Consider the following 20597-nt stretch of genomic DNA (forward strand, 5'->3'; position numbering starts at 1 on the left):
ATTATCGCCCACGCCTGCCGCATGGGGACTCAGTTGCTCACGACCTTGATCTGCTCGACGTCCAGCTTTGCTTCGCCGAACATCTCCTTGTCGAACTCGCCGGTCAGCTCGACCAGGGTGTTGTGGTCGACCGTCACGCCCTGCGGGAAGCGGTCGGCGTCGATCTCGACGGTGATCTTGCCGCTGGCGTCGGTGAACTCATAGTCCTCGTCGCCCTTGTGGCTGGTCAGCTTGCCTTTCAGGCGCGCGTACTGGTCGTCCTTGCCCTTGGCCAGCAAGTCTTTCGCCGTCATCAGCGGGGCGCCGGACGGGCCGGTATAGCCCGATGGCGCCGGCTTGGCGGCCGGTGCGGCGACTGCCGCGGGAGCGGCGGCAGGCGCCGCGCCATTCTGGGCGACGGCGACGGCCGAACCGGCGAACAATGCGGCGATGCAAGAGAATTGGAAGAAGCGTTTCATGGTCGGTCCTTTGTCTGGTCTGTTGGGTTCGCCTGCGTCCTGGGCAGGCACAGGCGCATTACAACGGCCGGACATTAAACCGATCTTAAGAGGCCTGGAGACGCTGGCGTTTGCCATTGAGCAGCACCCCGATGAAGGTGTTACGCACGAACAGGTGATAGGTCAGCAGGCAGGCGACTGTCGTGACGATGAGGTTCAGCGTCATCTTGGCGAGGGCGCCCAGCGGCAAGCTGTATACCATGGCGCCGAAGCCGATCGTTCCCAGCATGTGCATCAGAAATACCCAGTACGAACTCTCGGACACATAACGCAGCAAGCGGTTCTGGTTCGACACATAGCGCAAGAACAGGCCGATCAGCGCGAAGCTCCACAGCCAACTGGCCAGGTTGTAGAAAAAGGCGATCCACATCTCGACGTTGGGCACAGTCCCGGGCCTGGTGACGAAGGCGATAAACAGGCCGAGTACGCCTGTGAATACGACACCGCCGGCAATCGCGTTGCGCCAGCCACTGCCTATGAGCCGTGGGAACAGCGCATCCTGGTGCCGATGTGCGAGCAATCCGAACACGAAGAACAGGCCGTTGTGCACGACCTCGGCCGCTTGCGGGATGAAAGAGCCGCTGGAAGCGAGCATGCCGGCCCGGTAGCCTGCGCCGACGGCTGCCAGCGGAACCGTAAGCACCAGGGCGCCCCACCAATGCGTGGTCAGCGCTGTGAAGACACGGTCGACCAGGCCTTGCAGTCCGGCGGGCGCCTTGGCCCACAGCGGCGCCAGCGCCGCGGTCAGCACGCAGAACCAGATCAGATAATAGATGAACCACATATGCATCGTGTTGAACGGTGTCGCGCCGGCGCTCTTGTTCGCCAGCAGCCGCAGATCGATGCCGACCGTCCCGCGCGCCATGATGTGCAAGTAGACGAGCATCAGGACGGTGGTGCAGATGATCAGGATCGGCCAGAAGATCGCGAACGGCAGCAGCAGCCGCCGCATGCGGTGCCTGAGCATGCCCAGCGCCCCACGGCGCGCGACAAGGAATGCGACGAAGAAGCCGGCCAGGATGAAGAACACTGGCATCCGAAAGGCGTGGATGAACATCAGGACGAAGTCGGCCAGCGGTGTTGTCTGCGAATCGCGCCATGGCAGGGGCGATTGACCGGTCGTATGGTTGAGGGCGACGTGGAGAACGATGCCAAGCCACATCATGATTGCGCGAAGATTGTCGAACGCGTGCAGCCGGCCAGGTTGGTCCATGGTCGCTTTCAGTGGTTTTCCCTGCTCAGGATGCGTCGTCCTGGCGCTCCTCTTTACGCATCAATAATCCGATGCGTTTCTTCTTCTTTTTCACGACGACAGCCTGCTCCTGCGCCGGCTTGGTGGCCGGCGGCGGGGCGACCGGCAATGGAAAGCCCAGGAAAGCCATGACGAAAAAGATCGGCAGAAGAACGTAAAACAGGGGCCGCTTCCAGTTCAGTTTCTGTTTTAGCATGCCCCGCACATAATGCCGAGTTGGCTTAATACAAGTACCAACATTTACCCAAGGTGGATAATCTAGAGAGAGGGCAGGTCCAGCGTCACGCCCAGGCCGCGGCCATCGATCCCGGGCCCGAACGCCAGCACGATGCCGTGCAGGTCGGCGATGCGCTTGACGATCGACAGTCCGAGCCCGCTGCCCTGCCGCCCCTGCCCCAGCACGCGGAAGAAACGCTCGGTCAGGCGCTGGCGGCTGTCGGCATCGACGCCGGGGCCGTCGTCGCGCACCACGATGCGCGCGTGGCCGGCGTGGGGCACGGCCGCGATCTCGATCCGGCTGTCGTCCGGGCAGTAGCGCAACGCGTTGTCGACCAGGTTGCGCAGCACGATCTCGAGCATCTGCGGATCGGCCTGCACCTCGTGCACCTCGCAGCGCAGGGCCAGCACGATGCCGCGCGCGGCCGCCTCCTGCGCATGCATGGCGGCCACGCGCTCGAACAACGGCGCCAGCAGGACCGGCTGGCGCACCAGCTGCTCGCGCGCCAGCGGATCCAGGCGCGCCAGCGTCAAGAGGCTGTCGACCAGCGCCGTCAGGCGCGCGATGTCCTGGCGCAGCTTCTGGAACGGCGCGGCCAGCTCGGGATGCTGACGCTGCAGCAGCTGCACGTGCATATGCAGGCCGGCCAGTGGCGTGCGCAGCTCGTGGGCGGCGTCGGCGGTGAAGCGGCGCTCGGCCTGCAGGGCCGCGTCCAGCCGTCCCAGCACGCCGTTGAGCGCCTGCACGATCGGCAGCACCTCGCGCGCCTGGCCCGCGGTCGGCACCTGGGCCAGGTCGTCGGGCGTCTTGGCCGCGATGCTGGCGGCGGTGCGGCGCAAGGGTTTGAGGACGCGGCCGGTCAGGATCCAGCACACCAGCGCCAGCAGCAGCAGGAAACCCAACACCGGCAGCCACAGCGAATCGGCCAGTTCTTCCAGGATGTCGTACCGTTTATCCACCTGCTGGCCGACCTGCACCTCGAAGTTGCGGGCCTCGTCGCGCACCACGAACACGCGCCAGCGCTCGCCATTGGCCAGCGCCTCGGCGAAGCCGTTGTCATCGTCGAAATTGGACACGAAGGGGCGCAACGGCGCATCGCCGGTGCGCTGGATCACGCGAGCGTCGACCACGATCTGGTACTGCATGTCGACCTTGCGGCCGTGCGCGCCGCCCGCTCCCGCCTGCGGCAGCAGGCCGCGTTCGTTCCAGTCGGTGGTGGCGGCCATGATCATGTAGCCCGACTCTTCCAGCGCGTCGTCGAACACCTCGTTGGTTTCCTGCCAGGCGATCACGGTGACGATGCCCAGGCTCGCCAGCCACAGCACGGTGCTGGCGGCGACGATGACGGCCAGCAGGCGCCGCCGCAGCGACCACGGCGCATCCTTGTCGCTTGCCTTATTCGCCATCGTTCTTCAACCGGTAACCCAGGCCGCGCACCGTCACGATGCTGTCGCCCCCAAACTTCTTGCGCAGGTTGTGGATGTACACCTCGATCGCATTGCTTTCCACCTCGTCGCCCCAGCCGTACAGGGTTTCCTCGATCTGGGCGCGGGTGACGATGGAGTTCTTCCTCAGCAGCAGCACGTACAGCACATTGTATTCGCGCGCGGTCAGCGCGACCGGCTGGCCGCCCAGGGTGGCCTGCTTGGTGTCGAGGTTGAGGGCGATGCCGGCGTGGCGCAATTCGTTCGCGGCCTGGTTGGCGCCGCGCCGCACGGCGGCCCGGATACGGGCCGACATCTCTTCGAGCTCGAACGGCTTGACCAGGTAGTCGTCGGCGCCCAGGTCCAGCCCCTCGACCCGGTCGGCCAGTGCATTGAAGGCGGTGATCAGGATCACCGGCACGCCGTTGCCGGCCTTGCGCAGCCGCGCCAGCAGGTCGTCGCCGGACAAAGCGGGCAGGCCGCGGTCGAGCAGCACGCAGTCGTAATGGTGGGTCTTGAGGGCGGTGTCGGCCGAGTCGCCGCGCTGGACCCAGTCCACCGCGTGCTGGTCCAGGCGCAGCCAAGCCTGGATGGTTTCGCCAAGAGAGGTATCGTCTTCGACCAACAGGATGCGCATGCGAGGTTCCGGCAACTGGGGAACGCCAGTATGGCGCAGGTCGGGAAAAAAGTCCGACCCGCCGCCGAGCATGCCGCGCGAAGGTGAAGCGAATCTTAAGCGCAGTCCATCATACCTTCTTGAGCGATCCCGGCTTGTGCGCCGCCTCGGCCCCGGTCTTGTCGCTGGCCACCAGGTATTCGGGCTTATCCTTCGACGCCGCCACGTGGTGGCCCTTGATGTCGGTCGGCGTGGTCAGCTTTTTCTTGACCTTGCCCGTGACCGTGCCTTGCGACGACTTCCACTGCACCTTGTCACCTGCCTTGAATGTGCCAGCCATGATGCCTCCTGAATGTGATGTGGACCTATTTCACCATGCTTCGAGCCCGTGCCCGCGCATGTGAGCGAGACAAACGGGAGACAAGCGCCACGTTTTTGGCTTGCCGTAAAGACATGATTTTCAAGACAAAAACTGTAGAATGCGCCGTCCAGCCGCATTGGCGGCGGGCTCGCCGATCCACCCTTTACCTGGACCTACGATGCAATCTGTCTCTCCGCTAGTCACCAACGATGCCGTCGTCCTCGGCATGCTGGCCGTCATCCTCGGCGCCGTCTTCTGGAGCGCTTCCCGCAAATCCGGTTTCTGGCACAAGTTCTACACCTATGTGCCGGCCCTGCTGCTGTGCTACCTGATCCCGGCGCTGCTCAACACGGCGGGGATCATCGATGGCAATGCTTCTTCGCTGTATCCGGTGGCGCGCGACTACCTGCTGCCGACGGCGCTGGTGCTGCTGTGCGTGGCGATCGACTTCGGCGCCGTCCTGCGGCTCGGCCCGAAGGCCATCATCATGTTCCTGACCGGCACCCTGGGCGTGATGCTGGGCGCCATCGTGTCTTTCCTCGCGATGGACTTCATCCATCCCGAAACCGTGGCCGGCGACACCTGGCGCGGCATGACCACGGTGGCCGGCTCCTGGATCGGCGGCGGCGCCAACCAGGCCGCGATGAAGGAAGTGTTCGAGGTCGAAGCGACCCTGTTCGGCCAGTTCGTGGCGGTCGACGTGCTGGTCGCCAACGTCTGGATGGCGGTGCTGCTGTTCCTGGCCAGCCGCGCCCAGGCCTTCGACCGCTGGACCGGCGCCGACGTCTCCGCCATCAACGCGCTCAAGGAAAAGATCGAGCATTACCAGGCCGAGCACGCGCGCATTCCGACGCTCACCGACGTGATGGTGGTGCTGGCCGTGGGCCTGGGCGCGACCGGCCTGTCGCATGCGCTGACCGGCCCCACCGTGGCCTGGATCTCGAGCCTGCCGGCCGAATGGCGCCTGCAGGACTACAGCCTGACCTCGAACTTCTTCTGGATCGTGGTGTACGCCACCACCTTCGGCCTGCTGCTGAGCTTTACGCGGGCGCGCAAGCTGGAAGGCGCCGGCGCCTCGACCATCGGTTCGGCCATGCTGTACATCCTGGTGGCGACCATCGGCATGCACATGGACCTGAACGCGCTGCTCGACCGCCCATGGCTGTTCCTGCTGGGCCTGATCTGGATCGCGGTGCACGGCGGCCTGATGCTGCTGGTGGCCAAGCTGATCCGGGCGCCGCTGTTCTTCATGGCGGTCGGCTCGCAGGCCAATATCGGCGGCGCCGCCTCGGCGCCGGTGATCGCCAGCGCCTTCCATCCGGCGCTGGCCCCGGTCGGGGTGCTGCTGGCGGTGATCGGCTATGCGCTCGGCACCTACTGCGCCTACCTCACCGGCCTGCTGCTGCGGATGCTGGCCACCTGACTTGCCGCGCGCCCCGTACAGGGGCGCGCTTTCCTTATTTCTCGACCATCTGGCGCATGCGGCGGCGCAGTTCGCGCTCGCGCTTCTCGTGCGCCGTCCAGTCCTCGCACACGGCGCGGTAGAGCGAGACCAGCATCAGGATGATCACCAGCGAGAACGGCACCGCGAACACGATGGTGGCCGTCTGCAGCGCCTTCAGGCCGCCCGCCAGCAGCAGGCTGATCGCCATGCCGGCAATCAGGCCGCCCCACATCAGCTTGGTCTTGGTGGACGGGTTCGGGTTGCCGCCGCTGCTCATCATGCCCAGCACCAGCACCGCCGAGTCGCCCGAGGTGACGAAGAACACCAGCACCAGCACCGTGGCCACGGCCGACATGATCAGGCCCAGCGGCAGCGCGTCGAACAGCGCGAACAGCGCGGTCGAGGTGTCGGCGCGGACCGCGTCCGAGATCGGGATCTGCTGCCAGATCTCCATGTGCAGCGCGGTGCCGCCGAAGATCGAGAACCACAGGAAGGCGGCCAGGGTCGGCGCCAGCATGGTGCCGATGATGAATTCGCGGATCGTGCGGCCGCGCGAGACGCGCGCGATGAACAGGCCGACGAACGGCGACCACGAGATCCACCAGGCCCAGTAGAAGATGGTCCAGCTGCCGACCCAGTTGCTGTCGCGGAACGGGGTGGCGCGCAGGCTCATGCGCACGAACTCGGTCACGTAGCTGCCCAGGGTGCTGGTGAAGGTGTCGATGATCGCCACCGTCGGACCGACCAGGAACACCACCAGCGCCAGCACGGCCGCCATGGTCATGTTGATGTTCGACAGGATCTTGACGCCGCGCGTCACGCCGCTGACCGCCGACCCCAGGAACAGGGCGGTGGCGACCAGGATGATGCCGATCTGCGAATATTCGCTGATCGCGAGGCCGAACACCGTGTTCATGCCGCTGTTGATCTGCATGGCGCCAAGGCCGAGCGAAGCGGCCACGCCGAAGGCGGTGGCCACCACCGCCAGCCCGTTGAACAGGCCGCCCAGGCGCTTGACGAGCGGCCAGGGCAAAGCCCCGGTCGCGGTGCTGACCAGGGCGTCGCCGCCGCGCCGGTACTGGAAGAAGGCGATCGCCAGCGCCACCGCGCTGTAGACGGCCCACGGATGGATGCCCCAGTGGAAGAAGGTGTAGCGCATCGCTACGCCCGCCGCTTCCGGGGTGGCAGACACGGTGCCCGGCGGCGCGTCGATGTAGTGCGAGATCGGCTCGGCCACGCCGAAGAACACCAGACCGATGCCCATGCCGGCGGCGAACAGCATCGAGAACCAGCTGCCGATCGAGAACTCGGGCTCGTCGTCCTCGTCGCCCAGCTTGAGGTTGCCGTAGCGGCTGAAGGCCATGAACAGGGCGAAGGCCACCAGGCCCAGCACCACCCAGAGGTAGAACCAGCCGAAGTTGCGGGTCACGGATGCGAGGACGGTGTCGAACACCGCCCCCATGCTGTCAGGAGCGATCACGCCCCACAAAACGATGGCAAGGATGAAACCCGCCGAGAGTGCTGTCTGCATGTCTTCTCCCGTAGACAGTAACGCGCGTCGGCGTCTTATGTTTTAAATAATTCATCATTGTAAGTGATTTAATCACTTATTGCAGCGCAGCAGGACTTCTTGCGTCATGACGGATCTTATACTTTTTATACGAAAACGCATGTACCATTGCGCAAGCTCAGAGTGTTGTCGTGAGTACACACAGTTCGCCATACAAAGGGGTTTGGCCGCATAATTGATTCAGTCTTGTAATGACGTTATGCGATGCCCGCTCCCGCACTCCCCACCGCATCTCCCATGCCACGCACGCGCGTGGATTCGCCACCCGCCGGGCGGGCGACCGCGCGCGATTCGCGCCTCTACGAGGTGATGGACCTGATGCTCGATTCGGTCGGCGACCCGCTGGCCCTGGGCAGCCTGGCCGCCTCGGCCAGCTATTCGAGCTACCACTTCGACCGCATCTTCCGCGAACTCACCGGTTTCTCGGCGGTGGAATACCAGCGCAAGCGCCGCCTGCGCCGCGCCGCCCACCTGCTGCGCCACGAGCCGGACGTGCCGGTCGGGCGCATCGCCCAGGATTGCGGCTTCCCGTCCAACGCGGCCTTCGCCAAGGCCTTCCGCCAGCAGTTCGCGATGTCGGCCAAGGAGTGGCGCGACGGTGGCTGGCGTGCCTATATGGACGCGCAAGTCGGGCGCGAGAGCGACGTCAGCTTCTTCGTGGCCGAGCCGAGCAACCTGGCGGCCCTGCAGGCCCCTTACTGCCCGCCCGAACCGGGCAGCGTCGCCGCCCGCGTCACGGTGCGCAGCCTGCCCGGCATCAAGCTGCGCTACCAGCGCTTCTTCGGCCAGTCGGGCGCCGCCCTGTCGCTGACCTGCAATGCCTTCATCTGCGAACGCGAACGCTCTGGCCTGGCGCGCGGCGCGTCCTGGTATGGGGTGTTCGACGAGGATCCCGGCTTCACCGGCGAGCGCGAATACTGCTACGACTTTGGCTTCGGCGCGGCGGCGCCGGATGGCGGCTTTGGCGCCGATGCGCCGGACGACGATCCGACGCTCGGCCTGCGCGTGCTGCCGGCCGGCAGCTACGCCTGCCTCGACTTCGACGGCGACTGGCCGCGCTTTCGTGCGATGTACGAAGACTGGCTCGAGCGCCAGGCGGTGTGGCGGCTGGACGCCACCCGCCCGCACATTCAGAAGGTCGAGCGCGACGGCGACGGACTCTGGCGCGGCTGGCTGGCCCTGCCGGTCAAGAAGCGCTAGAGGCGGACTTATCCGCGGGCGCGATCCGCATGAAGCGGCTCAGCACCAGCACCGGCACGCTGGCCAGCAACACCCACAGGAAGAAGTCGCGGTAGCCCAGCGCCTGCTGGATGTCGCCGCTGATCGTGCGGAACAACACGAAACCCAGCTGCATGAAGCCTGTGCCCAGCGCGTAGTGGGCCGCCTGGTAGCGGCCGCTGGCCACCACCTGCATGATGAACAGGATCACGCCGACGAAGCCGAAGCCGTAGCCGAACATCTCGATCCCCAGCAGGCCGACGATCAGCGCCATCGATTCGGGCTGGGCGTGGCTCAGGTACCAGAAGGCGGCGTTCGGCAGGTTCATGGCCAGGATCAGGATCGGCAGCGCGCGCCTGAGGCCGAGCCAGGCCGTGAAGTAGCCGCCGGCGATGCTGCCCACCAGAAAGGCGGCGGTGCCGACCGTGCCGTAGGCCCAGCCCACTTCGGCGGTGGTCAACCCAAGGCCGCCGACCTCGCGCGCATCGCGCAGGAACAGCGGGCCGATCGACTGGATCTGCCCTTCGCCGGCGCGGAACAGGATGATGAACAGGATCGCCAGCCAGATGCCGGGCTTGGCGAAGAAGGTCTTGATCACGTCCAGCAGGGTGGCGCCGATGCTGCCCAGGCCGAGTCCTGCCCTGGCCACCCTGGGCGTGGCCGGCAGCGCGCGCACGTGGTACAGCCCGAGCAGCGCCATCAGCCCGCCCAGCAGCAGGAACACGGTGGTCCAGGCGGCCTCGATGCCGAAGCGCTGTTCCAGCGCCCCGGCCAGGATCAGGAGGCCGCCCAGCGAGATGAACTTGGCCGCATTGAAGAAGGCGCCCTGCCAGCCGGCATAGGCGGCCTGCTCGCGCGCGTCCAGGCTGGCGATATAGATGCCGTCGGCGACGATGTCGTGCGTGCTCGAAGCCAGAGAGACGACCGCCAGCAAGGCGATGCACAGGGCGAACCACGCCGGCAGCTGCAGCGCCAGGGCCACCAGCGCCAGGCAGGCGCCGCCGATCAGCTGGCAGGCCACCACCGCCAGGCGCCGGCTGGGGGCGAGTTCCATGAACGGGCTCCACAGCGCCTTGAAGGCCCAGGCCAGGCCCAATAAACCGGTCCAGCGCGCGATCTGGTCGTTCGGCACGCCCATGCTCTTGAGCATCTGGCCCGCCACCAGGGCCACCGCATAGAACGGCAGGCCCTGGGCCAGGTACAGGGTCGGCACCCAGGACAGCGGATGGCGGCGTTTGAGCTTGGCGACAGGAGCGTCGTTCATCGCGGTCATGGCAATTCCAGGTTCAGGGTGACGATGCGGCTGGCGCGTCCACGGGTGTCGACGCTGGCCAGCTTCACGCTGCGGCTGTCGGCAAGCGGCGCCGGCGCCGTGTAGCGCGGGCTGTGCGCGCCGGGCTCGCTGCCATCCAGAGTGTAATGCACGGCCAGGCCCGGCAGGGCGATATTCGCATGCAGCCAGCCCTCCTCGACCACCGCGCCGGGCGGCGGCAGGCGGTAGGCCCAGGGCTGCGCCAGGCGGTCCAGGCGCGGCAGCTCGCGCTGGCCGAGGCGGTTGGCGAATTCATTCCAGTCGGCGGCCAGTTCGTCGGGATGCTTCCAGCCGGGGTCGGCGCTCCAGGCCCGTTCGGCCAGGCCGATCAGGCGCGGCAGCGCCAGGTACTCGACCCGTTCGCGCGAACGCGCGTTCTCGCCCCACAGCTGCCCCTGCAAGCCCTTGACGCGTTGGCGTCCGCCGGCGTCGAGCGGGGCCAGCGCCGCTATTTGCGCAAGGGTCGGCGCACGGCCCATTGCGTCATGCTGAGGCAGCAGCGGCGCATCGAGGGGAACCATGCCGAAGGGTTCACGGGTATCGATGAAGCCGGCCCAGTAATAGCCCGGTTCCTGCGGATGCTTGGCGTAGGCGAAGTCGAAGTACAGGCTGGCGGCGCTGGACAGCACCACTTCGTGGCCGGCATTGGCCAGGCGGTTGGCGCAGTCTTCCTGGCCGGAACCCCAGCCGTTGTTCCACACGTAGACGTCTTCGCCTTGGCCGGCGCCGTTCGAGGTCAGCGCGGTCTCTTCCCAGCCGCTGAAGGCGATGCCGTGACGCGCCAGGATCGCGCGGCAGCGCGCCTGGAAGTCGTCGCGCAACTGGCGCGCCTCCAGCCAGCCGTGCGCGCGCATGCGCGCCTGGCAGGCGGGCGAGCCGAGCCAGGCGCCGACCGGCACCTCGTCGCCGCCGGTGTGCAGCACGCGCAAGGGCGCGCCGGCTTGCCGGTACAGCGCCGCGACCTCGGCGACCACGGTGTCGATGAAGCGGTCGACCGAGGGCAGCGCGATGCACATCACGTTGTCATGCCACAGCTGCACCGACTCGTAGCTTGATGCGTCATCCGGATCGCTCAGCAGGTATTCTTCGGCGCCGGCGATATCTCCCGCCGCCATCAGGCGCGCATGGCGCACCCGCATCGCCTCGACCGCCGCGCGCGCGTGGCCCGGCATATTGAATTCGGGGATCACCTCGATGTGCAGGCGCCGCGCGTGGCGCAGGATGGTCACGAATTCGTCGGCGCCATAAAAGCCGCTGCCGCCGGGCGAACGGGTGTCGGCGCCGGAGCCGAACGACGGCGGCAGGCAGGGCTGTTCGCCCGGCGCGGGAACGCCGCGCCGGGCGCCGACCTCGGTCAGCTCGGGCAGCGCGGCGATCGCCAGGCGCCAGCCTTCGTCGTCGGTCAGGTGGAAGTGGAAGCGGTTGAGTTTATAGCGCGCCATGCAATCGAGCAGGCGCAGCACGGTGTCGACGCTGGAGAAATGGCGGGCGACGTCGAGCATCATGCCGCGGTAGGCGAAGCGCGGCGTGTCCACGACCGTCCCGCATGGCAGCGCGCCATCCTGCGCCAGGAGCTGGGCCAGGCTTTGCAGGCCGTTGAAGACGCCGTGCGCGCCGGCGCCGCGCACCACGACGCGCTCCGGCGCGATCTCCAGCCGGTAGGCTTCGGACTCCATCGCGGGATCGGTCTCGAGCACGATGCGGGCGTCGCCCACCCCCTCGGGCAGCGTTGCCAGGAGCGAGCGCAGGAACGCCGCTTCATTGTCGAGCCCTTCGCTGGCGTCGATCGGCGTCGACCGCCCGAGCACACAGCTGCGCGCATCGAAGCGCGCCATGCGCGGGCGCGGCGTGATGCGCCCGACCTGGTCCTCGTTCAACAGCGACAGGCGCGCGTTCTGCGCATGGCGCCAGGCCGCATCGGCCGTGGGCAGCAGGTCGCCGCGCATGCGCTGGCGCTGCTCCGGTCGCACGAAGGGCATGATGTCGGGATCGCCCAGGTCGAACGCCCTCCCCGCCGCATCCAGCAGATAGAAACCCAGGGGCGCATCGGTGATGCTGATCGCCCAGTGCAGGGAGTCGTAGTCGATCGTATGCGTCTGCCCCGGCAGCCAGGCGCCGCCTTGCGGCATGCACAGGCTGAACAGGTCGCCATTCAGGTGAACGGCCTGGAAGCCTTTGCTCACCGTCTCGGGCAGGATCTTGCGGCAGGTGTTGAAGCACAGGGTCCAGCCGGGCGCGATCGCATCGAGGCCGTCGTTGCGCAGCGTGAGCCGCGCGGTGAACGCGTCGTCGCGCGTGATGTTGCTCAGGCATTCCCAGGCGATCGCGATCGCCGGGCCGCCGTCTGGTCGGTCCATGGTGGGCATCGATTCGGGTCTTGTTCCGGATTCGGGGAGGCGGCCGGCGCCTCCCCTGAGGTGGCTTACAGCTTGCCGCGCAGGCCGAGGTAGAAGGTACGGCCGTTCGAGTAGAAGGCGCGCGGCCGGTCCTCGTTTTCGGCGTACATCTTGATGGTCTCGTTGGTGAGGTTCAGCGCATCGAAGGTCAGCGTGAGCTTGTCCGTCAGCTTGACGTTGACCGAGGCCGCCAGCGACGGCATGTCGTCCACGTGCTGGCTGGCGCCGCGGTCCACGCCGGCCTTGTACTTGGAACGCCAGTTGTAGGCCAGGCGCGCCGAGAAGCGCTCGTTTTCGAAGTAACCGGTCACGTTGTAGGTGTTCTTCGACGAGTTGAGCAACTCGCCGCCATCGTCCAGCTCACCGTCGGCATAGGTGTAGTTGACCAGCATGCCGAAGTTGTCCAGGAACGGCTGCTGCCAGCTCAGCTCCACGCCGCGGTTACGTCCGCTGGTGTTGTAGGGCGACGTGATCTGGTATTCGGTGAAGGTCTCACGCTTGTTGTTGTAATAGCTCCCGGTCGACGTGCCCTGGGCCACGATCGAGCGCAGGTCCATGTAGAACAGGCCGGCCGACAGCAGCGCCTTCGGCGCGTAGTACCACTCGGCGCCGATGTCGAAGTTGGTCGAGCGCACCGGATCGAGATTGACGTTGCCGCCGCTGCCGCTCAGCGCGTCGTCGTTGAGCGAGACCGAACCGCCCAGCGCGCTGTAGTCGGGCCGCGCGATGGTCTTGGCCAGCGCGGTGCGAATCGTCAGGTCGGGCGTCAGGTCATATTTCAGGTTGGCGCTCGGCAGGTAGTCGCGGTAGGTGCGCTTGAACGTGGTCGGGGTGTAGGGACCGAAGGCCGACCCCGTGATCGGCGTCGGGCCGCCCGGCAGGTTGACCACCGTGCGCTGGCGTGTCTCGATGGCGCGCAGGCCGATATTGCCGCTCCAGCCATCGCCGCCGAAGTCGACCATGCCGTACAGCGCCGTCGTCTTCTCGGCCACCTCGAACTCGTTCATCCAGTTATGGCGCAGCACGTAGTCGAGCAGGCGGTTGCCGGGGATCGCGCCCCAGGCGCCGAGCGCCGCGCCGTCGTACTTGAAGTAAGGGATGCCGCTGTAGCCGCCGATGTCGCTGCCGAAGTCGCTCGGATACATCTGGCCGCTCCAGGCCGGCTGTGGATTGGTGAAGCCGACCGGGCCGGGACGGGTTTCAAGCGGATGCTCGGCGGTGCGCTTGTGGTCGGTCCAGCGCGCACCAAAGCGCAGCGACTGGAAGGTCGGGTTGTCGAGGCGCAGCTCGCCGTCGAGCTGGGCGTATTCTTCCTTGTCCACCGACTGCGATTCGCCGCCGCCGGCCCAGGCGGTCGAGCCGGGCACGGCGGTGTTGCCGCCGGGGTAGCTCACCGAAGCCGGCGACAGCCCGTTCAAGGCATACACCATGCCGCCGTCGACGTTGTTCTGGTAATAGACGTCGTCGCGGTCCCAGCCCACGCCATGGGTCTTGCCGACCTTGCCCGACAGGCTGAAGCGCTCGCTGACGCGCCACTTGCCGTTGAAGTCGAGATACCACGATTCGCCGCCCGCATCCGGGCGGTAGATATTGTCGACCTCGCCCGCATTGCGGGTGAACTCGGCGCCCACCAGGGTGTTGTTGCGCACCACCGGATTGATCGGAATCAGGCCCAGGCTGTTGATCGAATTGGCCGGGGCGGCCAGCGAGTTGGTGTTCTGGTGCGGCGCTTCGAGTTTCGAATAGAAGCCGTTCAGGTCCAGCGTGAGGTCGCGGTTCGGCCGCACCTCGATGTCGAAGGCGCCGCCTTCGCGTTTCTTGGTCTGCTCGAACAGGGCGGCGCCGATAAAGGTCGGCACGATCACGCCGGCCAGCGCCGGGTTGGCGATGGCCGCCGCGCTGGTCGCGCTGATCGGGGTGTAGCCCAGGATTTCCTGGCCGTCGCGGCGCACGCTGGCCTTCTCGGAGAAGCCCTGGATCAGGATGCCGGCGGTATTGCTGGCGTTCTTCCAGCTCACCAGGCCCGACAGGTGCGGCTCGGTCTTGCCGGAGAGGTCGTTGTAGTTGGCCTGCACCGAACCCTCGACCGTCAGCTGCTGCTTGAAGTCGAGCGGACGGCGCGTGATGACGTTGATGGCGCCCGAGACGCCGCCTTCGACCAGGTCGGCGGTGGGGCTTTTCTGGACCACGATCGAGCCGACCAGCTCGGACGGCAGCAGCGAGAAACTGCTGGAGCGGCCGACGTTGCCGCCGATCTGGTTCAGCACGAACCAGTCGCCGGTGCTGATCGCATGGCCGTTGAACAGCGTCTGCTGCAGGCTGGGGCTGGTGCCGCGCAGGCTGACGCGGTCGTTCTCGCCGAAGCCGCCTTCGCCGCCGGCCGACGATTGCGTGTTCACGCCCGGCAGGCGCTGGATCGCGTCGGCCACGTTTTTATCGGGCATCTTGCCGATGTCCTCGGCGGTCACGACTTCGACCACGGCGTCTGCGTTGCGCTTCTGGCGCAGCGACTGCTCGAGCGCGGCGCGCACCCCGGTCACCACCACGGTCTGCGGCCCCGCGATGGGCGCCTTCTGTGCCCAGGCCTGTGCCATCGACATCGCCACCCCTGCCACCGCCGCCGCGATCGCGGTGCGCTGGTACTGCCGTGCCTTCAACTCGTTCATGTGCCTCTCCAAAACCAGGTTGGTTGTTCTACACACCCTTGCGGTCGCGACTTCCAGGACGTTCGGGCGTCTCTTGGTGTTTATGTATGAAACGCATTCTGGCGGCATCCGCGACCCCGGTTTTGTCAAATCTTGCTATCCAATCTGCAATTTTTCATCGTGATGACATCTGCACCTGGCAGAGGCCGGAGGCACATGGCGCGATCGTGCTACATCCTTCGCGGCGGCGCGCTAGCATGCAGTGGCGACCATACCGGCGACGGAGGCCATCATCATGCTGGGCGCGACGAACGGCAGCTCGACTTCGCTCTGGATGGACACCGCCACGGTGCCCGTCTTTCCCCCGCTCGTCGGCGCGCAGGAAGCCCAGGTGTGCGTGATCGGCGCCGGCATCGCCGGCCTCACCGCCGCCTATCTGCTGGCGTGCGAAGACAAGGACGTGGTGGTCGTCGACGCGCTCGGCGTCGGCGCCGGCGAGAGCGGCCGCACCAGCGCCCATTTCTTCCCGCCCGACGAGTGGTACCACGGCATCGAGCGCCGCTTCGGCCGCGCCCAGGCGCGCCTGGTGGCCGGCAGCTATGCCCATGCCCTGCAGATGGTCGAATCCATCGTGCGCAAGGAAGGCATCGCCTGCGAGCTGGAACACCTGGACGGCTACCTGGTGGCCGGGGATGCGGGCGGCGGGCCGCGGCTCGAACGCGAATGCGACGCCGCGGTGCGCGCCGGCGTGCAGGCCGAGATGGTCGCCGGCGTGCCGGGCCTGGGGTTCGAGACCGGCCCCGCCGTGCGCTATCCGGGCCAGGCCCAGTTCCATCCGCTCAGATACCTCGACGGCCTGGCGCGCGCCTTCATCCGGCGCGGCGGCCGCATCCATGGCGCCAGCCACGCCCACCGCATCCGCGGCGACCACCGGCGCCAGATCGTGTCGCTCGACCGTGGCGAGATCCGGGCGCGGGACGTGGTGGTGGCCACGCACACGCCGTTCAACGACCGCGTCGTCATGCACACCAAGCAGGCCGGCTACCGCACCTACGTGATCGGCTTGCGGGTGCCGCACGGCGCGCTGCCGCACCTGCTGCTGTGGGACCTGGACGAGCCCTATCACTATGTGCGGCTAGCGCCAGGTGCCGACGGCGACGAGGTGCTGGTCGTGGGCGGGGCCGACCACAAGACGGGCCAGGACGCGCATCCCGGCCACCGCTACGACGAGCTCGAACGCTGGACCCGCGCGCGCTTCCCGATGGCGCGCGAACTGGCCTGGCGCTGGTCGGGCGAAGTGATGGAGCCGAGCGACGGCCTGGCCTTCCTGGGCCGCAATCCGATGGACGACGACAACGTCTACCTGATCACGGGCGACTCCGGCAACGGCATGACCCACTGCACCATCGGCGCCATGCTGGTGACCGACCTGATCATGGAGCGGCCGAATCCCTGGAGCGCGCTGTACGACCCGGCGCGTAAACCGGTGCACGGGCTGGGCGAATTCGCCAGCGCACAGGCAAATGTAGCGGCGCGCTACGGCGACTGGCTGCGCGGCGGAGAAGTCGATTCTGTACAAGAGATCCCGCCCGGCGAAGGCGCGGTGCTGCGCGACGGTTTGCGCCGGATGGCGGTCTATCGCGATCCCAAAGGCGGCCTGCATGCGCTGTCGGCCAGGTGCACCCACCTCGGTTGCGCGGTGCACTGGAACGGCGCCGAACGCTCATGGGATTGCCCTTGTCACGCCTCGCGTTTCGATACCGAGGGCAAGGTGCTGCACGGCCCGGCGCCGACGCCGCTGGCGAAGATCGCGCTGGCGCCCGGCGATGCGCTGCCGCCGCAGGACAGGCGCGGCGGCGCACGGCGCGGCATGCGCTGAACGAAAGGAAACGCGCGCCAGAAACGCGAACACCGGCGCGAGCCGGTGTTCAAGATGGCGGCCGGGGACGCCGCCGTTACTGCTGAAGCGCTATCGGCTGGATCAGTAGCCGCGGCCGGTGGTGCCGGTGGTGCCCGTCGTACCGGTGGTGCCGGTGGCGCCGGTCGTACCAGTGGTGCCGGTGGCGCCAGTCGTACCCGTGGTGCCGGTCGAGGTGCCGGTGCGGCCGGTGTCATCCATGGTGCCGGTGGAACCGCTGGTGCCCGTGCCCAGCGAACCGCTCGAACCGCTGGTCGTGCCGGTGGTGCCGGTCGACCCCGTGGTGCCGGTCGTGCCGGTGGTGCCCGTCGTGCCGCTCGTGCCCGAGGTGCCGCTGCTGGTGCCGGTTTTGCTGCGGCGGTCGCGGTCGCGCTGGTGTTGCGGATCGGTGCTCTGCATGCTGCCGGTCGCGCCGGTCGACGAGCTGCCGCTGGTTTGGTCGCGCATGCTGCCGGTCTGGCTGCTGGTGCTGCTGCCGATCTGGCCCGACTGGCCGGTGCTGGTCGAGCCGGTGGTGCTGGTCTGGGCGTTGACCGCAGTGGCGCCGAACATGGCGGCGGCAACCGAAGCACCGAGCATTCCTTTGAGTAGCGTATTCATTTTCATGGTGTTCTCCTCAATGTCACAATGTATCTGGGGGCGGTACCGGACGCATACGCAAGAGTTGGTAACGATTTGCGCCAGGTGAGGAGCCCAGTGTAGGGACATGCTACGGATGGGAGCGCACGGTAGCCGCTCGGAAATACATCATCGTCTTTTAATTTCCACTATCTTGCGCCCATCTTTCGCCTACTGCAGAGCTTCCAGTGCAGCTTGCGCAGAGAGTGTCCCGAGTTGCGTGTACAGCGGCAGCACCACGCTGCGGTCGTCCGGATAGACCCGGTTCGACAGGAAGACATACAAACTTTGTGACTGTGGATCGACCCACAGGATGCAGCCGGTGAATCCTGTATGGCCATAGCTGCCGATCGGATAGACATTGCCGCGCGGACGCTTGGCATAGGGCGAGTCGATGTCCATGCCCATCCCCCGCAGCGCCGCGATGCCGGACGGCGACTGCACCGTCGTCAGCAGGCGGACGCTTTCCGGCTGCAATATGCGCACGCCATCGAGTGCTCCATTGCCCAACAGCATGCGACCGAAGCGGGCGACGTCGCCGACGGTCGAGAACACGCCGGCCGAGCCGCCCACGCCGCCCATGCGCCGCACGGTCGGATCGTGCACCACGCCCTGCAGCGGCGCGCCCGGCGCCAGGTCGCCGTGCGCCGTGGGCAGCTGCGCCGCCTCGCTGGCGCCGCGCTGGGTCGGCGCGATGCGCGCCGCCGGCATGCGTTCCAGTGGGCGGTAGCCGGTGTCAAGCATGCCCAGCGGTGCGAAGATGCGTTCCTGGGCGAAGCGGTCGAGCGACACGCCCGCCGTGCGCTCGACCAGCAGGCCAAGCAGGATGTAGTTGATGTCCGAGTAGCGGAAGAAACTGCCCGGCGGATGGGTCACCGACTGCGCGCAGGCCAGGGACAGCGCTGCCGTCTTGCCCTGCCACGCCGGTTTCGCCGGCAAGCCCGACGCCAGGCCCGACACATGCGTCAACAGGTGGCGGATCGTGATCGCTTCCTTGCCACCGCCGGTACATTCCGGAAAATAATTTGTGAGCGGAGCCTCGAGATCGATCTTGCCCTCCTCGGCCAGCATCAGCACCGATGGCGCCGTCACCAGCACCTTGCTCAGCGAGGCGGCATCGAAGACGGTCGCGGGCGTCACGGCGGCGGCGTCCTCTTCATAGCTGAGCCGTCCATAGCCGCGCTCGTAGGTGGCGGCGCCGCGTTCGAGGTGGTACACCGCGCCCGGCAGCTTGCGGGCGGCGATCGCGGCATCGATGGCGTGATCGATCGCGGTCACGCGTTGCGGATTGAATCGGGATTCGGCGCTCATGGAAGTCGGCAGGTGGACACAGCCGGCGAGCAGCATGACGGCAGGAAAGATCGCAACACGCATGCGAAAAAAGTGTTTTGGCATCATGAAGAAATACTAACCCAAGTGGCGGCCCCGGCATTTTTGGGTGGCCGCGCACGCGCTTTTTCGCATCGGCGTATCATGGATCCATGATTCCTTTTTCGATACTCGACCTCTCGCCGATCGCTGAAGGCAGCGATGCGGCCACCTCGTTCCAACGCTCGCTCGACCTTGCCCAACATGGCGAGCGCTGGGGTTACAACCGCTTCTGGCTGGCCGAGCACCACGGCATGCCGGGCATTGCCAGCGCCGCGACCGCGGTGCTGATCGGCCACGTGGCGGCCGGCACTTCGCGCATCCGCGTGGGCGCCGGCGGCATCATGCTGCCCAACCATTCGCCGCTGGTGATCGCCGAACAGTTCGGCACGCTCGAGGCGCTGCATCCGGGCCGGATCGACCTCGGCCTCGGCCGCGCGCCAGGCTCGGACCACACCACGGCGCGCGCCCTGCGCCGCAACCTGGCGTCGGATGCCGACGAATTCCCGCAAGACGTCGTGGAGCTGATGGATTATTTCGCCGGCTCGACCCGCCGTCCGGTGCAGGCCGTGCCCGGCGCCGGCCTGGACGTGCCGGTGTGGATCCTCGGTTCCAGCCTGTTCGGCGCCCAATTGGCGGCGCACCTCGGCCTGCCGTATGCGTTTGCCTCGCACTTCGCGCCGCAGATGATGATGCAGGCGATCGACATGTACCGCAGCAACTTCCGCCCGTCGGAACAGCTCGACAAGCCGTACATCATGCTGGGCTTTAACGTGTTCGCCGCGGACACCGACGAAGAAGCGCACTTCCTGGCGACCTCGATGCAGCAGGCCTTCGTCAACTTGCGCACCGGCCGCCCGACCAAGCTCAAGCCGCCGGTGAGCGGCTACCTGGAAGCGCTCGACCTGCCCGAACGCATGATGCTCGACAGCGTGCTGTCGTGCTCGGCAATCGGCTCGCGCGTGACGGTGGCTCACCAGCTGCGCGCCTTCATCGAGAAGACCAAGCCGGACGAGCTGATGATCACCTCACAGATCTACGATCACGCGGCGCGCCTGCGCGCCTACGAGATCACGGCGGATATCCAGCGCGCCGGTTGATGTCCATCGGCCGGCGTCACGCGGCGCCGGTCCCCGCCTGCAGCACGTCGATCAGGGTGCGCGTCGAACGCACCCTCCCCATTTTCGGGAAAATGTTCTCGCACGCGAAACGGTGAGCATCGGCATCGAAGCTGCTCATCGCATCCTCGGCGAACACCAGCTTGAAGCCGAAGTCATAGGCCGCGCGCGCGGTCGACTCGACGCCGAAATTGGTGGCGATGCCGCCCATGATGAGCGTGTCGATGCCGCGCCGCCGCAGCTGCTGCTCGAGTTCGGTGCCATAGAAGGCGCCCCACTGGCGCTTGACGATGACGAGGTCTTGCGCCTCGACGCCGGCCTCCGGCGCCAGCCACGACGCGTCGGGCGGCGCCGCCGGCGCGCCCTGCGGACGCAGTGGCGCATCGGCCGGCGCTTGCGGCAATTCGTTCAGCAGCACGTGCACGTAGATGACCAGGCCGCCGCGTTCGCGCATCTCTTGCGCCAGCAGCACGCAGTTGCCGACCACGTTTTCCGCACTGTGCGGCGCGAGATCGTGCTTGACGTTGCTGTTCTGAAGATCGATGAGGACCAGCGCGGTATGCGCCGGGTCCAGGGTGAGTTGTTGGTCCATGAGCATTCCTCCTGCCCATAGTGTCCCCGAA

Annotated in this window: 17 protein-coding genes; 4 read left to right on the forward strand and 13 right to left on the reverse strand. The window is 66.9% G+C overall.

The genetic code is table 11. The annotated features are described in order from the left end of the window. Positions 1-29 precede the first annotated feature (29 nt). The 6 genes from HMPREF9710_RS00945 to HMPREF9710_RS00970 all read right to left on the reverse strand — a co-directional run bounded on the left by HMPREF9710_RS00945 (position 30) and on the right by HMPREF9710_RS00970 (position 4346). A complete protein-coding gene (locus tag HMPREF9710_RS00945) occupies positions 30-458 on the reverse strand; it encodes a YgiW/YdeI family stress tolerance OB fold protein (protein WP_005663010.1) in 429 nt (142 codons plus the stop codon). An 85-nt stretch (positions 459-543) separates the two neighbouring features. Next, a complete protein-coding gene (locus tag HMPREF9710_RS00950) occupies positions 544-1710 on the reverse strand; it encodes an acyltransferase family protein (protein ID WP_005663011.1) in 1167 nt (388 codons plus the stop codon). Between the two features lie 25 nt (positions 1711-1735). After that, positions 1736-1945 (reverse strand): hypothetical protein, encoded by a 210-nt coding sequence (locus tag HMPREF9710_RS00955; RefSeq protein WP_005663012.1) that lies wholly within the window; start codon positions 1943-1945, stop codon positions 1736-1738. 62 nt (positions 1946-2007) lie between these two features. Beyond that, positions 2008-3372, reverse strand: a complete 1365-nt coding sequence (locus HMPREF9710_RS00960; RefSeq protein WP_005663013.1) for an ATP-binding protein — start codon at positions 3370-3372, stop codon at positions 2008-2010. Next, a complete protein-coding gene (locus HMPREF9710_RS00965) occupies positions 3362-4027 on the reverse strand; it encodes a response regulator (RefSeq protein WP_005663014.1) in 666 nt (221 codons plus the stop codon). Before HMPREF9710_RS00965 ends, HMPREF9710_RS00960 begins: the two co-directional genes overlap by 11 nt. A gap of 109 nt (positions 4028-4136) precedes the next feature. Continuing rightward, positions 4137-4346 carry a hypervirulence associated TUDOR domain-containing protein gene (locus tag HMPREF9710_RS00970; protein WP_005663015.1) on the reverse strand — a complete coding sequence of 70 codons (210 nt, stop codon included), beginning with the start codon at positions 4344-4346 and terminating at the stop codon, positions 4137-4139. Between the two features lie 199 nt (positions 4347-4545). Between HMPREF9710_RS00970 and HMPREF9710_RS00975 the strand changes: the two genes are divergently transcribed. Further along, positions 4546-5790 carry a DUF819 family protein gene (locus tag HMPREF9710_RS00975; RefSeq protein ID WP_005663016.1) on the forward strand — a complete coding sequence of 415 codons (1245 nt, stop codon included), beginning with the start codon at positions 4546-4548 and terminating at the stop codon, positions 5788-5790. A 34-nt stretch (positions 5791-5824) separates the two neighbouring features. On the opposite strand, the gene HMPREF9710_RS00980 is transcribed toward HMPREF9710_RS00975, so the two are convergent. Further along, complete coding sequence (locus tag HMPREF9710_RS00980) at positions 5825-7342, reverse strand: BCCT family transporter (protein WP_005663017.1); 1518 nt, start codon at positions 7340-7342, stop codon at positions 5825-5827. A 276-nt stretch (positions 7343-7618) separates the two neighbouring features. Between HMPREF9710_RS00980 and HMPREF9710_RS00985 the strand changes: the two genes are divergently transcribed. Next, on the forward strand, positions 7619-8581 hold the full coding sequence (locus HMPREF9710_RS00985; protein WP_005663018.1) for an AraC family transcriptional regulator: 963 nt from the start codon (positions 7619-7621) through the stop codon (positions 8579-8581). Here the strand turns inward: HMPREF9710_RS00985 and HMPREF9710_RS00990 are convergent. From HMPREF9710_RS00990 to HMPREF9710_RS01000, 3 genes are all read right to left on the reverse strand, one after another. Then, complete coding sequence (locus HMPREF9710_RS00990) at positions 8568-9872, reverse strand: MFS transporter (RefSeq protein WP_005663020.1); 1305 nt, start codon at positions 9870-9872, stop codon at positions 8568-8570. The two genes, HMPREF9710_RS00985 and HMPREF9710_RS00990, sit on opposite strands and share 14 nt — an antisense overlap. Then, positions 9869-12268 (reverse strand): family 20 glycosylhydrolase, encoded by a 2400-nt coding sequence (locus HMPREF9710_RS00995; RefSeq protein WP_005663023.1) that lies wholly within the window; start codon positions 12266-12268, stop codon positions 9869-9871. The genes HMPREF9710_RS00990 and HMPREF9710_RS00995 overlap by 4 nt, the downstream gene beginning before the upstream one ends. A gap of 65 nt (positions 12269-12333) precedes the next feature. Continuing rightward, positions 12334-14973, reverse strand: a complete 2640-nt coding sequence (locus HMPREF9710_RS01000; RefSeq protein WP_005663025.1) for a TonB-dependent receptor — start codon at positions 14971-14973, stop codon at positions 12334-12336. Between the two features lie 274 nt (positions 14974-15247). On the opposite strand from HMPREF9710_RS01000, the gene HMPREF9710_RS01005 reads away from it, so the two are divergent. Then, positions 15248-16831, forward strand: coding sequence for an FAD-dependent oxidoreductase (locus HMPREF9710_RS01005; protein ID WP_005663027.1), 1584 nt, complete (start codon positions 15248-15250; stop codon positions 16829-16831). Positions 16832-16933: 102 nt separating this feature from the next. Here the strand turns inward: HMPREF9710_RS01005 and HMPREF9710_RS01010 are convergent, their stop codons facing one another. Further along, positions 16934-17476 (reverse strand): hypothetical protein, encoded by a 543-nt coding sequence (locus tag HMPREF9710_RS01010; RefSeq protein WP_005663029.1) that lies wholly within the window; start codon positions 17474-17476, stop codon positions 16934-16936. Between the two features lie 183 nt (positions 17477-17659). Next, a complete protein-coding gene (locus HMPREF9710_RS01015; protein WP_157225403.1) occupies positions 17660-18799 on the reverse strand; it encodes a serine hydrolase domain-containing protein in 1140 nt (379 codons plus the stop codon). A 170-nt stretch (positions 18800-18969) separates the two neighbouring features. On the opposite strand from HMPREF9710_RS01015, the gene HMPREF9710_RS01020 reads away from it, so the two are divergent. Then, positions 18970-19956 carry an LLM class flavin-dependent oxidoreductase gene (locus HMPREF9710_RS01020; protein ID WP_005663033.1) on the forward strand — a complete coding sequence of 329 codons (987 nt, stop codon included), beginning with the start codon at positions 18970-18972 and terminating at the stop codon, positions 19954-19956. Positions 19957-19972: 16 nt separating this feature from the next. Here HMPREF9710_RS01020 and HMPREF9710_RS01025 read toward each other — a convergent pair whose 3' ends face one another. Then, on the reverse strand, positions 19973-20566 hold the full coding sequence (locus HMPREF9710_RS01025) for an isochorismatase family protein (RefSeq protein WP_005663036.1): 594 nt from the start codon (positions 20564-20566) through the stop codon (positions 19973-19975). Positions 20567-20597: the final 31 nt, after the last annotated feature.

Origin of the sequence: Massilia timonae CCUG 45783, assembly GCF_000315425.1 — a bacterium.
Lineage (GTDB): Bacteria > Pseudomonadota > Gammaproteobacteria > Burkholderiales > Burkholderiaceae_D > Telluria > Telluria timonae.

Bases quoted from the DNA above. Each gene is read 5' to 3' on its own strand.
- HMPREF9710_RS00945 (WP_005663010.1), bottom strand. From the start codon at position 458: ATGAAACGCTTCTTCCAATTCTCTTGCATCGCCGCATTGTTCGCCGGT.
- HMPREF9710_RS00950 (WP_005663011.1), bottom strand. From the start codon at position 1,710: ATGGACCAACCTGGCCGGCTGCACGCGTTCGACAATCTTCGCGCAATC.
- HMPREF9710_RS00955 (WP_005663012.1), bottom strand. From the start codon at position 1,945: ATGCTAAAACAGAAACTGAACTGGAAGCGGCCCCTGTTTTACGTTCTT.
- HMPREF9710_RS00960 (WP_005663013.1), bottom strand. From the start codon at position 3,372: ATGGCGAATAAGGCAAGCGACAAGGATGCGCCGTGGTCGCTGCGGCGG.
- HMPREF9710_RS00965 (WP_005663014.1), bottom strand. From the start codon at position 4,027: ATGCGCATCCTGTTGGTCGAAGACGATACCTCTCTTGGCGAAACCATC.
- HMPREF9710_RS00970 (WP_005663015.1), bottom strand. From the start codon at position 4,346: ATGGCTGGCACATTCAAGGCAGGTGACAAGGTGCAGTGGAAGTCGTCG.
- HMPREF9710_RS00975 (WP_005663016.1), top strand. From the start codon at position 4,546: ATGCAATCTGTCTCTCCGCTAGTCACCAACGATGCCGTCGTCCTCGGC.
- HMPREF9710_RS00980 (WP_005663017.1), bottom strand. From the start codon at position 7,342: ATGCAGACAGCACTCTCGGCGGGTTTCATCCTTGCCATCGTTTTGTGG.
- HMPREF9710_RS00985 (WP_005663018.1), top strand. From the start codon at position 7,619: ATGCCACGCACGCGCGTGGATTCGCCACCCGCCGGGCGGGCGACCGCG.
- HMPREF9710_RS00990 (WP_005663020.1), bottom strand. From the start codon at position 9,872: ATGACCGCGATGAACGACGCTCCTGTCGCCAAGCTCAAACGCCGCCAT.
- HMPREF9710_RS00995 (WP_005663023.1), bottom strand. From the start codon at position 12,268: ATGGACCGACCAGACGGCGGCCCGGCGATCGCGATCGCCTGGGAATGC.
- HMPREF9710_RS01000 (WP_005663025.1), bottom strand. From the start codon at position 14,973: ATGAACGAGTTGAAGGCACGGCAGTACCAGCGCACCGCGATCGCGGCG.
- HMPREF9710_RS01005 (WP_005663027.1), top strand. From the start codon at position 15,248: ATGCTGGGCGCGACGAACGGCAGCTCGACTTCGCTCTGGATGGACACC.
- HMPREF9710_RS01010 (WP_005663029.1), bottom strand. From the start codon at position 17,476: ATGAAAATGAATACGCTACTCAAAGGAATGCTCGGTGCTTCGGTTGCC.
- HMPREF9710_RS01015 (WP_157225403.1), bottom strand. From the start codon at position 18,799: ATGAGCGCCGAATCCCGATTCAATCCGCAACGCGTGACCGCGATCGAT.
- HMPREF9710_RS01020 (WP_005663033.1), top strand. From the start codon at position 18,970: ATGATTCCTTTTTCGATACTCGACCTCTCGCCGATCGCTGAAGGCAGC.
- HMPREF9710_RS01025 (WP_005663036.1), bottom strand. From the start codon at position 20,566: ATGGACCAACAACTCACCCTGGACCCGGCGCATACCGCGCTGGTCCTC.